Genomic DNA, 14,230 nt, shown 5'->3' with positions numbered 1-14,230 from the left:
CGCGTTCAGCCCCCGGTGCTGTCGAGGCGGACCTTGTGCTCCACCCGACCGCCGTAATCGTTGATGGTGATGAAGCGCACCTCGGTGGTGCCCGCCGGTGCGGCGAACTCCAGGTTCTGCTTCGGTGCGACCATCGTTCCCTTGTCCTCGACCGCCTTTTCGCTGCTGCCGGTCACGGCATGCACTTCGGCCAGGGTCACGTGGAAGGGGCTCGGGTTCTCCACCCGCAGGCGGTCACCGCTGCGGGTCCAGCGCAGGGCTGCCGGTGCGTCGTTGGCGACGCCCTTCAGGCCCTGCGGCCGATAGAAAAGCTTCAGGCGCGAACGGAACGCGACCTGCAGGTAGTTCTGCTCACCGTTCTCGGCGTTGTCCGGCGACGGCGGCACGTCCAGCACGTTCAGCCAGAACACCGACTCGCGATCGGTCGGCAACTGCGCGCCGGAGAAGATCAGGCGCAGCGCCTGGCTGCGGCCCGGCTCGACGCGGCTGATCGGCGGCGTCAGCACGAACGGGGCATCACTGGTGTCGGCCGTCTGGTTGGCGTCGCCACTGTCGATCCAGGCCTGCACCAGCGCGGGCGAGTCGCCCACGTTGTCGACCTGCACGGTGACTTCGCGCGACTGCGCCGGATAGATCACACGCGTGCCATTGACCACCACGCCTGCCATGGCTTCCTGGCAGAAGAGCAGCGTCGACGCTGCCAGCAGCAGCGCCCGGGGAAAGAGAGCTTTCATCGGAAGTACTACGCTCGAGGTGTGTGGCCAGGGGCCGCGGAGCGCTGGCCGGCGCGTACGCCGGCCAGTGCGGGTACGGCGATGATCAGTTGTAGATGATCGTGTACTTGACGCTGCTGGTGACGTCGCCCGGGGTGGCGGCGGCAGTGGCGTAGTACTCCGCGTAGTAGTTCAGGTTGGCGGTGCCGTCGGTGGCAACGGTCACCCACTGCGAGTTGTCCTGGGCCAGACCGGTGCCTGCGGCCTTCACCGGCAGGAACTGGTTGTTCGAGCCCAGCAGCTGCAGCTGCACGTTGCCGGCAGCGTTGGCCGAAGCCTGGTTGATCAGGCGGCCGCTGTTGAAGTCAACGGTCGAACCCGGCTCGAAGTAGGTGGCGACGTTGCCGGCGCTGCACTTGGTCAGGTTGATGGCGAACGGGGTACGGCCCGCGACGGCACCGGCGGTGGCCAGGGTGTTCTTGGACACGGTCGGCAGGGTAACGGCGAAGTCCTTGCCGCCCGGGGTCGAGATGGTGCAGGTCTTGTCGGTCACCTTGCCATTGAAGGTGATGGTGCCGTCGGCAGCGTTGGCGGCCAGCGGAGCAGCGGCCAGCATGAGAGCCGCGATGATGTTGATCTTGTGCATTGCTTTTACCTAACCCTACTGAAGAGATGGAAGTAGAGGAGGAAGCAAGGAGCACTGCCGGGCTTCAAGACCCATCCTTGCGTCTCACCTGTGGCCGGATTCGGACATACCTACCCCTGAATCCGTGACGCAAGTATATGCAGAACTGTGATGAAAGTCCCATTATTTTTCTGAACGATGGTTTATTGACACCCAAAATGTGACGTGATAGGCACTTTTGGCTCGGCGGCCGATGGGGAACTGGCGCGGGCCGGCAAAGGTGGGGGAACGACAGCAGATGACGTCTTCGACCCCGGTGGCGGGCGCGCCTGAAAGAGGCTGTTTTCAGGCGGCCAGCGCCTTATTTGATGCGCATCACTCTTTGTTGGTGATGGCCCTAGCAGATTCGGATTTTGCCTATTAAAGGCCGTCCGGAGCTGTCGCTAACTAGGACACACCGAACCAGAGAACGTGTCATGAGGACTTCCCTTCTGCTGTGCGTGGCCCTGATGTCCGTCAGTGCGCTGGCCCAGGCCAGCAGTGGCAGCATCCGGTTCAGCGGCCGCATCGCCGAGCCGGGTTGCACGACGGCCCTGTCCCAGGGCGAGCTGAGCCTGGCGGCCTGCCCGCCGTCGGCCAAGGGCTCGACGGTGGCGGTGACCGCGGTGGGCGACAGCCAGGCCGCGACGCTGCGCGATGGCAAGCGCCATGGCCAGCAGCTGGCCGTGTCGGCCAGCGCCATGCGCGTCGGCGACATCGCCTTCTCCGAGCGCTACCGCGTGGAAGCGCCGCAGCAGCAACCGCTGCGGGGCGCCTACCTGGTGGTGGTCGACTACCTTTAAGCCGGGTCCGGCAGTTCAAAGACCTGACGCAGGTAGGCCAGGTAGCCGGGGTCGTCGCACATGCTCTTGCCCGGCGAATCGCTGAGCTTGGCCACCGGCTGGCCGTTGCAGCGGACCATCTTGATGACGATGTTCAATGGCGTCGGGCCCAGATCGTTGGTCAGGTGGGTGCCGACGCCGAAGGCCACCTGGCAGCGACCGCGGAAATAGTCGTACAGGCGCATCACCTTGGCGATGTCGAGCCCATCGCTGAACACCAGCACCTTGCTGCGCGGATCGACCCGGCGCTGCTGGAAATGCGCCAGCATGCGGTCGCCCCAGTCGAACGGATCGCCCGAGTCATGGCGCACGCCGTCGAACAGCTTGCAGAAATACATGTCGAAGTCGCGCAGGAAGGCGTCCAGGCCGACCACGTCGGACAGCGCGATGCCCAGGTCACCGCGGTACTCGCGCGCCCATGACTCCAATGCCGCCACCTGCGAATCACGCAGCCGCGGCCCCAGCGCCTGGAATGCCTGCAGGTACTCGTGCGCCATCGTGCCGTGCGGGGTCATGCCGTACAGCCGGGCGAAATGCACGTTGCTGGTGCCGACCAGCTGCGGGCCGAGCGCATCGCGCAGCAGCGGCAGCAGGCGCGCATGCCAGTCGCGCGAGTAGCGACGGCGGCTGCCATAGTCGGCGATGCGGCATTGCTCGAAGCCGGGGGTGTCGCGCAGCAGCGCGGCCTTGGCCTGCAGGCGGCGCTCGCCCTCGGCGAAGTCGGGCGTGGTGGTGTTGCGGAACCAGACTTCGTTGATGATGGCCAGCAGCGGCACTTCAAAGAGGATCGTATGCAGCCAGGGCCCGGTGATGTCCAGTTCGATCTCGCCGGGCACCCGGGTCGAGGCACGCAGCTGGATGTACTTGCGGTCCAGGTGGAACAGGCCGAGGAAATCGGCGAAATCGGGCTTCACGAAGCGCAGGCCACGCATGTAATCCAGCTCGGCGTCGCTGAAGCGCAGGCTGCACAGGTGGTCGATCTCTTCATCGATCTGGTCGATGAAGCGGGCCAGGTCGATGCCGGGCGTGCGGCATTTGAACCGGTACTGCACCTGGGCGCCGGGGTGCTGGTGCAGCACCGCCTGCATCATGGTGAACTTGTACAGATCGGTGTCGAGCAGGGACTGGATGATAGGCATGAGGCGGATTATGCGCCCGGCGGGGTGAACCGGGGGGCCCGCCCATGCGCGCCGCCGCCGGACACGCTCGACACTACAGGGATCTGCGCAGCAGTCTCGGCACCAGCAGCAGCGCGTGCGCCCAGATCGCCCCCCAGACCGCCACCTGCACCAGCAACGAGCGCTGTGGCGCCTCGAACCTGCGGAAGTAACGCCACAATCCGCGGTGCTTGTGCCACTCGACGAAGAAGGGCCGCGAACGGCTGGACACGCCGCGCACATGGGTGACCTGCAGGTCGTTGGCGATCGCCACCACCGCGCCCGCCTCACGCGCGCGCCGGCACAGGTCCAGGTCCTCGGCGTGCAACCGGTAACCGGCGTCCCAGCCACCGAGACGATCAAACAGCGTCCGCGGCATCAGCAGCAGCGCGCCGGACAGCGCCGGCACCGGCTGCAGCGTCTGTGCCGGATCGCGCGGAATCGCCAGTTTCGAGCCGCTGCCCGGCGAGCGCAGCATGGCCAGGAAATCCGGATCACGGCGGCGCACCGCCTCATCGGCATGGCCGTGCTCATCCACCTGCTCGACCCCGAGCAGGCAGTCACCGAGCACGTGTGCGCGATCGCGCAGCCTGGCCAGGGTTTCCGGCTCGACCATCAGGTCCGGGTTGATGAACGCCAGCCATGGGCTGTGCGAATCGGCCGCGCCCTGATTGTTGGCGGCGGCGAAGCCCGGATTGTCCGGGTTGCCGATGAAGCGCACGCGCGGGTCGTGGCTGGCGTGCCGCTGCACGATATCCAGCGTGCCATCCACCGAACCGTTGTCGATCACCCGGATTTCCGCCACATCCTGCGACTGGCGCAGCCGCGACAGGCAGGCATCGATGGTGCTGCCGCTCTGGTAGGTAACGACGATGGCGGCAATGGCGGCATTCAAGCGGTTGGCTCCGACGCGGACGGGACGAACAGATCGCCCTGTTCGCGCGGCATTATCGCCTGCCGCATCCGCTGCTGCAGGTCCGCGCGCAGTTCGTGCAGCGGATCGTGCATCAGGAAGTCGGCCAGGCGTGGCACCCAGCCAGGCCACCGCGCGGCCAACGCATCCAGATCGCCATCGCGGCTGACCGCTTCGCCGGCGCGGCTGACGAACGCGTTCTCGCACAGCACGTTGCGCCAGCCCAGGCCCGCCATGCGCAGGCTCAGATCGACCAGCGCAGCGTTCCAGCCGGCGTAGCTTTCCACGTCCAGTCCGCCGGCACGGCGACGTGCATTGCCGCGCACCAGTACCGCATGCGTGACCGCCGATGGCAGCTCCGGGTGCAGGGTCGGCAGTGCGGCGCAGGTCTGCGCCAGCAGCGCAGTATCGGTGGGCTCGGCATTGATCTCGCCCAGCCGGGGCCAGGCCGCGGTCTCGCCTGCATTGCACCAGGGCGTGGCGGTGGCAATGGCCGCATCGCGGGCGAAGGCGTCCTGCAGCTGCTGCAGCCATCCCGGCGCCGGTACGCTGTCCGGTGCCAGCACGGCCACATCGAGCCCCTCGCAGGCACGCAGCATTTCATCCAGATGGGCCACCTCGCCCAGCGGCCGGGCGCGGCGGGTGTACTCGGCCTGCAGTGGCGTGTTCGCCAGCCAGTGCTCGACGACCGCCTGAGCGCGTGGTCCGGTCTGGGCATCGTCGGCCAACCAGACCGCGGTACCCGGTGCCGTACCGGCATCAAGTGCGGCCAGACACCGGTCCAGCGCCGCATCGTCCACGCACAGCGGCAACAACACGATCGCCCCCATCCCGCCTCCGTGGTTGTCGGTGGCCACAGCGTAGCACCGGGAGGGTGTTGGCCGGGTTGCACCCGGCACGTGCAGAGGCCGGAGCCGAAGCGGGGTTCATGGAAACGGCGGGTGTCGCCCCGCCGTAACCCCCTACTTCTTTGCGCGCGGCTGGTTCAGCGGCTCCATCGCCCGGAAGCGCTCGCTGTACTCGTCGGTCAGCGTGCGCGCTTCCTGCGCATTGCGAACGATGCTGGGCGTCAGCAGCACGATCACCTCCGAACGACGGCTGGTGCGGCTCTTCTGCCCGAACAGTGCGCCGATCACCGGAATCCGGCTCAGGCCGGGAATGCCGCTGCTGCCATCGGTGGCCGAGTCGGTGATGAGGCCGGCCAGCATGATGGTGTCGCCGCTCTGTACGGCGGCCTCGGTAGCCAGCTTCTTGGTGGAAATGCGCGGGTTGCAGTTGCGCTCCTGCGGATTGCAGTTCTCCGGCACATCCGACGCGCTGCTGACTTCCTGCACGATGTCCAGGAACACCGTGCCGTCGCGGGTCACGCGCGGGCGCACCTTCAGGATCACGCCGGTATCGATGTACTGCACCGAGCTGTAGCTGCTGGTGCCGACGCCGGTGTTCACCGTGGTGGTGCTGATCGGCACCTTGTCACCCACGTTGAGCGTGGCCTCGGCGTTGTTGCGCACGAACACCGACGGGGTCTGCAGCAGTCGCACATCGGTGACCTTGTCCAGCGCGCTCACCACCGCTGCACCATTGTGGCCGGTGAACGCCCAACCCAGGCCTTCGCCGCCGGTCGCAGCACCGGCGAAGCTGCTCCAGGAGCCACCCGCCGCGGCCGGCAAGGTCACACCGCTCAAGGCTCCGGTCAGTGCACGCCCGGCCACGGCGTTGTCGAAGAACCAGTTCACGCCGTACTTCAGGTCGCCATCCAGAGCGACCTCGGCCACCTGGGCCTCGATATGTACCTGCAGTGGCATCACGTCCAGCTTCTCGATCACCTCGCGGATCGAGCGCCAGGCCTGCGGCGTCGCGCGCACCAGCAGCGTATTGGTTTCCTCCACCGCCGACACGCCGACCCGGTCGCCTTCCACTTCCAGGCTGACGCTGACGTTGCCGGACTGGCGCTGCGGCAGGTTCAAGCTGCCATTACCGCCACTGGAACTGCTGCCCGGGGTCGAGCCGAAGCTGCTGCTGTTGTTGCTGTCGATGCCACGGTCGCTGTCGCTGTCCAGCTGCGACGGAATGGCACCCGGGGCCAGCGATGCAGGGCTCGAGCCGCCCCGCTTGCCGCTGCTGGCGAACGCCTCGCTGAGCCGCTCGGCAAGATCGCGCGCCTTGATGTAGCGCAGCTCATGGGAGAACAGGCGAGCACTGCCACCGGCCGTATCGATGCGGTCCAGCCATTGCTGGATCTGGTCCAGGTAGCGCACCTGCGGGGTGATCACCAGGACCGCGTTGGCGTTTTCCAGCGGCAGGAAGCGGAACATGCCGGCGCTGGGCGTCTTGCTTTCCTCGCCGAACACCTTCTCCAGGTCGCTGGCAACCTGCTCGGCCTTGCCGGACGTGATCGGGAACACGCCCACCGACATGCCCGACAGCCAGTCCACATCGAAGATCTCGACTGTGCGCAGGTAGTTCTCCAGCTCGGCACGGGTGCCGCCGAGGGTGATCACGTTGCGGCCGCTGTCGACGTTGACGATGGCGTTGGGCCGCGCGTACGGCTCCAGCACCTTCTTCATCTCGGTGGCGGAGATGAACTGCAGCGGCACCACCCGGACCTCGAAGCCGCGCGCGCTGGAGGCCGGTGCGGTGCTCGGCGCGACAGTGCCGGCCAGCGCCTGGTCGGCGGCAACGATGTTGTAGCGCCCGCCGCTGTACACCATGCGCGCGTTGTTCCAGCCCAGCACCATCTCCAGCAGGTTCAGCGCCTGTGCCGGCGAGACCGGCTTGGGCGTGGCCAACGTGACCGTGCCCTGCACCCCCGGCGCGATCACATAGTTCTGGCCCAGCATGTCACCGAGGATCGCCTTGACCACGGCATGCAGCGATTCGCCCTCGAAGTTGAACGTGGCGCTGCCGGTGCCGGCCGCATGCAATGCCGGCGACGGCGCGCGCGCGGCCTCGCGGTTGATCATCGTGCCGGTGCCACGGCGGATGACCGCCTGCGGTGCCCCCTGGCTGTCGGCCGCCGCATCGGCCTGGACGTCCGCTGCGGCCTGGCCGGCGCTGGGCGCAGGCTGCAGGGCGCCCTTGCGCTGCACATGGGGGCTGGAGACGGTACTGCAGCCCACCAGCAGCGCGAGCACGAAGGACCAAGGAAGAAAACGCAGGCTCATGCTCTCACTCTACCGGTTGGCGCCATTGCCCGAAGGCGGCGGCGACTGTTGTTGCTGTTGCTGTTGCTGTTGTTGTTGCAGCTGGCGGCGGCGGGCCTGGATGCGCTCGCGGATGGCCTGCATCTGCGCTTCGCTGGGCCCGTTGCTGTTGGCCGGCGGCGGGGGTGCGGCAGCAGACGCCGGCGCGGGTGTGGCGTCGGCTGCACGTTGCGGTGCGGTCGCCGCCTGTGCCGGCGCGGCCTGCGCCGGCAGCGGCACTACCGGCGGTGGCACCGGCACACCCGGTGCGGATGCACCGGCACTGCCGCGCAGGACCGTCGGTGGCTCCCCGCCCTGCCCGTTGAACACGGCAAGTTCCAGCACCTGGCTGCCGCCCGGGCCGATCACCGTCGCCTGGCGGGGCTGCAGCGCAACCAGCTGCCAACCGTCGACCGCGTCACCATTGAGGCGCAGGCGCAGCGAGCGGTTCTGCTCCGTACTGAACGTGGCCAGGCCGAAGTCGTCCGTGAGCAGCACACCGGTCAGGCGCAATGCGGCACTGGCGCTGGGTTCACTGCCGCCCAGCAGGTAAGGGCGCGGCCTGCGGTCTTCGGCGAACAGCGGACGCGCGGCGATGGCACTGTAGCTGTCCGCACTGGCCATCCGTTCCGGAGCGAACGCCGGCAGCACCGGCAGTGCTGCCGCGGGGTCGGCGTCGGCCCCGCCGGCCGGCAGGCGACTGCCCAGTCCGAAACCGGTGGCCAGCCATATCGCGGCGGACCAGCCGGCCAGGGCCAGCAGGAAACCGGTGCGCAGGCTGATGGGCTCACGTTTCATCGGCGACCTCCTCTCCCTCGGCGGCCGCCGGTGGCGGCGGCTCGACCGGGGCCGGGGCGGCCGCGGCGGGCTCCGCTGCGGGAGGTACTGCCGCAGCGCCACTGGCGGCACCGGGCAACAGGTAGCCGGCCAGTTCGAAGGAGACGTCCAGGCCCAGCCCGGATTCGTTCGGCGACTGCTGGAAGCGCTGCGCGATGAGATTGAGGTTGTCCACGAACAACCGCGGGCTGCCGGTTTCCAGGCTGTGCAGCACGGTCGCCAGTTCCGCCACGCCGCAGCGCAGGCGTACCTGCATGGCGACACGGACGAACTCGGCATCACGGCGATTGTCGGTCAGCGGCGTGCGATTGCTGATGGTGCAGCTGCGGTTGCCGGGGCTTGCAGTGGCCACCGCATCCTGCAGGCGCGCGCCGAGCGCGGCGGCCGCGGCTTCGGCAGTGGCCTCCTGCAGGAAGCCGGGTTGCCGTTGCAAGGCTTCACGGGTGGCGCGCAGCCGCTGTTCGATCTGGGGCTGCTGCTGCAGCTGCGCCTGCACGCGCTGCTGGCGCTCGCGCAGGGCCGCGACATCGGCATCGATCTCGCGCAGCGGCTGGGTGAACCAAGGGTGCACCAGCAACAGGTAAGCCAGGCCCAGCACCGCCAGCAGCAGCGCCAGCGCCAGCCAGCGGTCACGGCGTGCGCTTGGCATCGGCCGCCTCCGGAGTCGCTGCTGTCGGCGTTGCCGGTGCCGCCGCGGGCAACGGCTGAAGTTCGGCAGTCATGGTGAAGCGGTCCCGGCCGCTGCCGGCGCCGTCCGCCTGCAGCACACCGGTCAGGTTGACCTTGCGCCATTGCGGAGCATCCTGCAGCAGCTGCACCAGCTGCGAGGCTTCGCGGCTGAGCCCGATCAGCTGCAGACCGTTGTTCTCGATGGCCAGCTTCTCCAGATAGGTTCCTTCAGGCAGACGGCGGGTCAGCTCGTTCCAGATTTCCACCGTGCCGGCATGCTGGCGGCGCTGCGACTCCAGGAAGGCCGCGCCGTCGATCAGTGCCTGCAGCTGGGCGCGTTCACTGGCTACACCCCGGGCACTGCGCGCGCTGCGTTCTACGTCCGCACGCAGTGCGTCGGCGGCGGCGCGGCGGTTGTCCAGCAACTGCAGTCCAGCAAGTACCAGCATCACCAGCGCGGCCAGGGCCAGCAGCAGGTTCCAGCGCCGCATCGGATCGGGCCGCGACTGGCGCTGGGCGCTCGGCAACAGGTTGACCTGCAGCGTGCCAGCCTGTGCATCGATCGCGTCGACGCCGGCCAGGGCGTCGCCCCATTCGCCCACGCTGGCACGCCAGGCCTCCATCTGGCGCAGCGGCCAGGCCACCAGTTCGACCTGCAGCTGGCCTTCCCCTGCCACGCCCAGTTCACGCACGTCATAGCTGACCTGGCTGGCCTCGAACGGGGTCTGCCGGTCGATCTCATAACCGACCACCGCGTGCAGCCGGTCGCCGGCCGCCGCCGGCAGCCGCAGGGTGCGACGCAGGACCCGTTCCACCGGCAGCAGCCAGAATCGCGGCAGGCTGCGCAGGCGCGGCTCCAGCACGCGATCCAGTGCGGCCGGAGACGAGGGCCACGGCAGGGTGACCACCGCCTCGCGGCGCTCGCCCGCTTCGCGCCAGACCTGCAGCTGGTCACCCTCGCGCTGCAGCAGCAACCGTGCCTGGGCCCAGCCCAGCGCCCATTGCCAGCGCGCCGGCACCCACGCCAGCAACGAGTGCCGCCACCAGCGCAGGAAACGGCCGGCGCCAGGACCGATCTGGCCCTGCACCTGCCGCAGACTGTCCTGCCAAGCCGTCATCTTGCCGTCATTCCCTGCTCCCAGCGAAGCACTGTGTAGGACCGCCCGGGAATCCCCCCGGAGCCATTGCGAACCACTGCCTGCAACACCGACCTGCGTCCACTGCCGTCGATGACACGGGACTCGATACTATAGGTGCCGCTGCTGCTGGCAAGCGCTGAAGATCCATCCGCCGGATCGCCGTCACGCTCCGGCTGGTTCCGCTGCGCCAGCACGAGGTCGGCATCCAGGCCCAGCGCGGTCAGCACGGGAGCGCTGGCGAATCGCGGATCCGGTCGTGCCTGGCGGCTGTAGAGGGTCAGGTGCGGCAGCATCTTCCGGTACAGCGGCCCGTTCATGCCCAGCACCCGCTGCAGCTCGCCCAGCGTCTCGAAGCGCTTGTTGCGTGGCCCATACGGCAGCCCGGCCGCGGCGTAATCCTGTGCCTCGGCACCGCCGCCGGGCTGCAGCAGGCTGTCCTCGTCACGCCAGTCGACGATCGCGCCTGCCAGCTGGCGCGCGTTGTCCACCGGTTCGCCAAGTGCCTGCAGATATGCGGTCAGCAGCGCCACGTCGGCCAGGTTCAGGTTGATCTTGCCGTTCTCGTCCAGCACCTGGATCTCGATGCGGGCACCGTCGAACTGCCAGCGATAGGTGCGACCATCGGCCTGCCACGGCGCGCGCAGCGGATCCGGTGACAGCCGCATCAGTGCGTACTCAAGTCCCGCACGGGCACGCTCCTGGCCACGTGCATCGTCGTCGAGCACGCGCTCCTGCAGATGCTCGACGCGGGCGCTGAGCGCGAACGCGCCGACCAGTGCGGTCATCAGCGCGATCAACCACAGCACCAGCACCAGTGCGGCCCCGCGCGACCGCATCAACGCCCCCCTCCACCGCCGCCCAGGCGGGGGGCCACCACCAGGGGCGGCCATGCGGCACCGCGGACCGGCACGATCCGCAGTTCCACCAGCAGAGGCAGGCGACGGGTGTCTTCCCAGCGCGGCAGCCACTCGGTCATCTGCCCGCTGCCGGCATCGATGCCGCGATAGCGCATCTCCACCGCCTGCAGGCCATCCACCAGCACCTCGGGCGGGCGTGGCGGCGTTTCGGCGATGCGCTCGCCCTCCTGCAGCAGGACCAGGTCCAGCAGCAGACGCTGCTGGCCGGCCTTGCCATCCACCTGCAGCGCATGCAGATAGGGCCCGCCGCGTCCGAGGTAGCCTGGCAGATCAGCGACGAACAGCATCCGTTGCTCTTCGCCCTGGAAGAACACCGGCTCGCGGGTCGGGTCAGGCACTTCCAGCGGGCTGCGCATCGCCCCGGCCAGCTGTCGCCGCAGCAGGGTCTGCACCGCGCGCATCCGCTCGCTTTCGGCGGCGATCTGTTCACCCCGCTGGCTGACCGCCATCGCCGAGCGCACGCTGGCGAACGCCAGCGCCAGGCCACCGGCAAGCAGCACGGTCGCCAGCATCACTTCAACCAGGGTGAATCCCGCAGCGCCCCGCTTCATCGCGCACGCTCCAGGTCTGGTGGCAGCAGGCGCAGGCTGCGCCAGCGCAGCTGTTCGCGCTCGCCATCGCCCCACCGCACCTGCAACTGCAGTTCGGCCAGCCACGGGGCACCCGGCGACTGCGTGGCCGCGGCGTTGCCGGCGCGTGGCTCGGTCCAGGGCTGCACCTGCAACTCCCAGCGATAGCGCCCGTTTTCCCAGTCGCCCTGCTGCTGCCCCACCTGCAGCGGCGCATCCACGCCCGCCGCAGCCAGCAGCGATTGCGCATGCAGGACGGCGCGCGTGCGCAGTTCGGCCTCGCGCACCTGCCTGGCACCGCCGGACAGGCTGCCCAACAGCAGGGTCAGCGCCAGCCCGAGCAGAGCGAAGGCCACGATCACCTCCAGCAGCGTGAAACCGCGCGCCCGCCGCATCACTGCGCCTGCCATGGGCCGGAGCGGACTTCACCGGTCAACCAGCCGACATCGATGCGCCATTCGGCGGCATCACGCTGCAGGCGGATGCGGCCGCCACTGGAACCGCCATCGGGATGGAACTCGATCACACCCTGCCCCGGCGCAGTGGCCAGCTGCGCCGCACCTTCGAAACGCACCGTCAGCTGTGCCGGCAGTTCGCCCTGGCGCTGGTTCGCCCCCTGCCAGCGATGCCGTGCCGGCTCGATCACGAACCGCTGCGGTTCGCCGCGCGCGATCGCCTGTGCACGCACCATGCGCAGCTGGTTGGCGATGTCCTTGCCGGCGCTGCGCAACTGCATGCCGGCGAAGCCACGCGACAGTCCCGCCGCGGTGATCAGGCCGATGGCCGCGATCAGCGCGATCACCAGCAGCATCTCCAGCAGCGACAGCCCCGCCGGGCGCCTGCCGTGCAGGCGCGGTCGGGGCAACCGGCGCGGCAGGAAATACGTCATGCGGGATTACGGCTGGTAGCGGATGTCGGCATCGACGCTGCTGCCACCGGCCTTGCCGTCCTTGCCCAGGCTGATCAGCTCATACGGCTGGCCTTCGCCGGGTGCGCGGTACTCCAGCGCGTGCCCCCACGGATCGTTGAGGTCGGCCGGCTTGGCGTACGGGCCGAGCCAACCGCCAACGCCGGCCGGTGCGGTCACCAGATCGGTGAGCGCGCCCGGCAGCTTGCCGGTATCGATCTGGTAGTTGTCGATCTTGGATGCCACGGTCTGCACCTGCGCCTTGGCGATGTTGGCCTTGCCCCGGTCGGCACCGCCCAGCACGCGGCTTGCCACCAGGGTCAGCACCGCGCCGATCAACACGATGACGATGATGATCTCCAGCAGGCTCATGCCCGACTGGTGCCGCGCGGCGGTGAAGGACAGGCGGATGGGTCGACGGTTAGCGATCATGATCGGTCCTTTCGGTTGCGTTGGGTCGAAGTGCGGAAGAGTCCATCGTCAACCGATGGCATTGGTCAGGTCGTACAGCGGGACCAGCACGGCGACGATGACCGCACCGACCACCGAAGCCAGCACCAGGGTGATCGCCGGGACCATCGCCGCCAGCAGGCGATCGATGCGCCGGGCGCTGTCCTGCTCGAAGGTATCCGCCGCCTTCAGCAGCATGGTGTCCAGCGCGCCGGATTCCTCGCCGACCTGGATCATCTGCAGGGCAAGCCGCGGAAAGCGCTTGCCGCGCGACAGTGCCAGCGACAGGCCCGCACCGTTCTTGACCTCGTCGGCGGCGGTATCCACGTCGGCTGCCAGCGCGCGGTTGCCCAGTACGTTGCGGGCGATGCCCAGCGCACCCAGCAGCGGCACACCGTTACGCAGCAGCGTCCCCAGCGTGCGCGCCAGCCGTGCGGTTTCCAGCTCGCCGAGCAGGCGGCCGATGCTGCGCCGTTGCAGCAGCCAGCCGTCGAGGGCCAGGCGGAAGGCCGGCTGCCGCAGCTTGCGCTCGAACAGCAGGGCCAGCACGCCCGGTACCACCAGCAGCAGGATCCACCAGTCGCGCACGAACAGGCCCAGCTGCAGCACGGCATTGGTGAACCACGGCAGCGCCACGTCCAGGCTCTCGTACATCTGCGCGAACTGCGGCACGACGTAACCCAGCAGGAACAGCAGCGCGCCGCCCACCACCACCAGCAGGATGGCCGGGTAGACCAGCGCATTGATCACCTTGCCCTGCAGCGCACGCGCGCGCTCAAGGTAATCGGCCAGCCGCTGCAGGGTCTCGTGCAGGCTGCCGCCGGCCTCGCCGGCACGCACCATGTTCACGTACAGGCGCGAGAACAGGCCATGCTGGCGCTCCAGCGCGGTCGACAGCGGCGCACCACCGCGCACCACGTCGCGGATGTCGGTGATCGCACGACGCGAGCGCTCGTCCTCGGGCAGGCCCAGCAGGATCGACAGCGCGCGATCCAGCGGTTGGCCGGCACCGAGCAGGGTCGCCAGCTGCTGGGTGAACTGCAGCAGCGCCGGTCCCTGCAGTGGGCGCTGGTGGAACAGATTGCGCCAGCTGCCCCCGCCGATGGACCCCGCATCGGCCAGCTGGGTTTCCATCGGCAGATGCCCCTGGTCCTGCAGGCGCGCGATCAGGTCGGCCTCGCTGGCCGCTTCCATCTGCCCGTCGAAGATCTCGCCATGCGGATTGAGGGCCTTGTAGCGGTAGTTCGGCATGTCAGCCCCGGGCTCCGGCG

Annotated in this window: 16 protein-coding genes; 1 reads left to right on the top strand and 15 read right to left on the bottom strand. The window is 68.7% G+C overall.

The annotated features are described in order from the left end of the window. Positions 1-5 precede the first annotated feature (5 nt). Both IMX13_RS08595 and IMX13_RS08590 read right to left on the bottom strand, forming a co-directional pair. Positions 6-734: a molecular chaperone gene (locus IMX13_RS08595; protein ID WP_053518872.1), complete on the bottom strand. Its 729-nt coding sequence runs from the start codon at positions 732-734 to the stop codon at positions 6-8. Positions 735-819: 85 nt separating this feature from the next. Further along, entirely contained in the window at positions 820-1,359 is a 540-nt protein-coding gene (locus IMX13_RS08590; protein WP_053518870.1) for a fimbrial protein, read from the bottom strand. 455 nt (positions 1,360-1,814) lie between these two features. On the opposite strand from IMX13_RS08590, the gene IMX13_RS08585 reads away from it, so the two are divergent. After that, on the top strand, positions 1,815-2,180 hold the full coding sequence (locus IMX13_RS08585; RefSeq protein ID WP_053518868.1) for a hypothetical protein: 366 nt from the start codon (positions 1,815-1,817) through the stop codon (positions 2,178-2,180). Here IMX13_RS08585 and pncB read toward each other — a convergent pair. The 13 genes from pncB to IMX13_RS08520 form a co-directional block, all read right to left on the bottom strand. Further along, positions 2,177-3,358: a nicotinate phosphoribosyltransferase gene (pncB, locus tag IMX13_RS08580; protein ID WP_053518866.1), complete on the bottom strand. Its 1,182-nt coding sequence runs from the start codon at positions 3,356-3,358 to the stop codon at positions 2,177-2,179. The genes IMX13_RS08585 and pncB overlap by 4 nt on opposite strands. 73 nt (positions 3,359-3,431) lie before the next feature. Further along, entirely contained in the window at positions 3,432-4,271 is an 840-nt protein-coding gene (locus IMX13_RS08575) for a glycosyltransferase family 2 protein (RefSeq protein ID WP_111186328.1), read from the bottom strand. After that, on the bottom strand, positions 4,268-5,119 hold the full coding sequence (locus IMX13_RS08570) for a glycosyltransferase (RefSeq protein WP_193396196.1): 852 nt from the start codon (positions 5,117-5,119) through the stop codon (positions 4,268-4,270). The genes IMX13_RS08575 and IMX13_RS08570 overlap by 4 nt, the downstream gene beginning before the upstream one ends. A gap of 132 nt (positions 5,120-5,251) precedes the next feature. Then, positions 5,252-7,453 carry a type II secretion system secretin GspD gene (gene gspD / locus IMX13_RS08565; protein ID WP_065175838.1) on the bottom strand — a complete coding sequence of 734 codons (2,202 nt, stop codon included), beginning with the start codon at positions 7,451-7,453 and terminating at the stop codon, positions 5,252-5,254. Positions 7,454-7,462: 9 nt separating this feature from the next. Next, on the bottom strand, positions 7,463-8,269 hold the full coding sequence (locus IMX13_RS08560) for a general secretion pathway protein GspN (RefSeq protein ID WP_193396195.1): 807 nt from the start codon (positions 8,267-8,269) through the stop codon (positions 7,463-7,465). Then, complete coding sequence (gspM, locus tag IMX13_RS08555; RefSeq protein WP_164151713.1) at positions 8,259-8,957, bottom strand: type II secretion system protein GspM; 699 nt, start codon at positions 8,955-8,957, stop codon at positions 8,259-8,261. Before gspM ends, IMX13_RS08560 begins: the two co-directional genes overlap by 11 nt. Beyond that, positions 8,938-10,095, bottom strand: a complete 1,158-nt coding sequence (locus IMX13_RS08550; RefSeq protein ID WP_128989084.1) for a PilN domain-containing protein — start codon at positions 10,093-10,095, stop codon at positions 8,938-8,940. The genes gspM and IMX13_RS08550 overlap by 20 nt, the downstream gene beginning before the upstream one ends. Further along, complete coding sequence (locus IMX13_RS08545) at positions 10,092-10,955, bottom strand: general secretion pathway protein GspK (protein WP_074902114.1); 864 nt, start codon at positions 10,953-10,955, stop codon at positions 10,092-10,094. The genes IMX13_RS08550 and IMX13_RS08545 overlap by 4 nt, the downstream gene beginning before the upstream one ends. After that, positions 10,952-11,584: a type II secretion system protein J gene (locus IMX13_RS08540; protein WP_193396194.1), complete on the bottom strand. Its 633-nt coding sequence runs from the start codon at positions 11,582-11,584 to the stop codon at positions 10,952-10,954. The genes IMX13_RS08545 and IMX13_RS08540 overlap by 4 nt, the downstream gene beginning before the upstream one ends. Beyond that, positions 11,581-11,997: a prepilin-type N-terminal cleavage/methylation domain-containing protein gene (locus IMX13_RS08535; protein ID WP_053520017.1), complete on the bottom strand. Its 417-nt coding sequence runs from the start codon at positions 11,995-11,997 to the stop codon at positions 11,581-11,583. The genes IMX13_RS08540 and IMX13_RS08535 overlap by 4 nt, the downstream gene beginning before the upstream one ends. Then, entirely contained in the window at positions 11,997-12,491 is a 495-nt protein-coding gene (locus tag IMX13_RS08530; RefSeq protein ID WP_074901860.1) for a GspH/FimT family pseudopilin, read from the bottom strand. Before IMX13_RS08530 ends, IMX13_RS08535 begins: the two co-directional genes overlap by 1 nt. A gap of 6 nt (positions 12,492-12,497) precedes the next feature. Continuing rightward, entirely contained in the window at positions 12,498-12,941 is a 444-nt protein-coding gene (gene gspG / locus IMX13_RS08525) for a type II secretion system major pseudopilin GspG (protein WP_053520019.1), read from the bottom strand. A gap of 48 nt (positions 12,942-12,989) precedes the next feature. After that, a complete protein-coding gene (locus IMX13_RS08520; RefSeq protein WP_065175845.1) occupies positions 12,990-14,210 on the bottom strand; it encodes a type II secretion system F family protein in 1,221 nt (406 codons plus the stop codon). Between the last annotated feature and the right edge of the window lie 20 nt (positions 14,211-14,230).

Origin of the sequence: Stenotrophomonas sp. B2 (assembly GCF_014947095.1) — a bacterium.
In the GTDB taxonomy this organism is placed as follows: domain Bacteria; phylum Pseudomonadota; class Gammaproteobacteria; order Xanthomonadales; family Xanthomonadaceae; genus Stenotrophomonas; species Stenotrophomonas maltophilia_P.
This window is presented reverse-complemented; position numbering and strand designations above follow the sequence as displayed.

Bases quoted from the DNA above. Each gene is read 5' to 3' on its own strand.
- IMX13_RS08550 (WP_128989084.1), bottom strand. From the start codon at position 10,095: ATGACGGCTTGGCAGGACAGTCTGCGGCAGGTGCAGGGCCAGATCGGT.
- IMX13_RS08520 (WP_065175845.1), bottom strand. From the start codon at position 14,210: ATGCCGAACTACCGCTACAAGGCCCTCAATCCGCATGGCGAGATCTTC.
- IMX13_RS08535 (WP_053520017.1), bottom strand. From the start codon at position 11,997: ATGCGGCGGGCGCGCGGTTTCACGCTGCTGGAGGTGATCGTGGCCTTC.
- gspG (WP_053520019.1), bottom strand. From the start codon at position 12,941: ATGATCGCTAACCGTCGACCCATCCGCCTGTCCTTCACCGCCGCGCGG.
- IMX13_RS08530 (WP_074901860.1), bottom strand. From the start codon at position 12,491: ATGACGTATTTCCTGCCGCGCCGGTTGCCCCGACCGCGCCTGCACGGC.
- IMX13_RS08590 (WP_053518870.1), bottom strand. From the start codon at position 1,359: ATGCACAAGATCAACATCATCGCGGCTCTCATGCTGGCCGCTGCTCCG.
- IMX13_RS08570 (WP_193396196.1), bottom strand. From the start codon at position 5,119: ATGGGGGCGATCGTGTTGTTGCCGCTGTGCGTGGACGATGCGGCGCTG.
- IMX13_RS08595 (WP_053518872.1), bottom strand. From the start codon at position 734: ATGAAAGCTCTCTTTCCCCGGGCGCTGCTGCTGGCAGCGTCGACGCTG.
- IMX13_RS08585 (WP_053518868.1), top strand. From the start codon at position 1,815: ATGAGGACTTCCCTTCTGCTGTGCGTGGCCCTGATGTCCGTCAGTGCG.
- gspM (WP_164151713.1), bottom strand. From the start codon at position 8,957: ATGCCAAGCGCACGCCGTGACCGCTGGCTGGCGCTGGCGCTGCTGCTG.
- IMX13_RS08540 (WP_193396194.1), bottom strand. From the start codon at position 11,584: ATGAAGCGGGGCGCTGCGGGATTCACCCTGGTTGAAGTGATGCTGGCG.
- IMX13_RS08560 (WP_193396195.1), bottom strand. From the start codon at position 8,269: ATGAAACGTGAGCCCATCAGCCTGCGCACCGGTTTCCTGCTGGCCCTG.
- pncB (WP_053518866.1), bottom strand. From the start codon at position 3,358: ATGCCTATCATCCAGTCCCTGCTCGACACCGATCTGTACAAGTTCACC.
- gspD (WP_065175838.1), bottom strand. From the start codon at position 7,453: ATGAGCCTGCGTTTTCTTCCTTGGTCCTTCGTGCTCGCGCTGCTGGTG.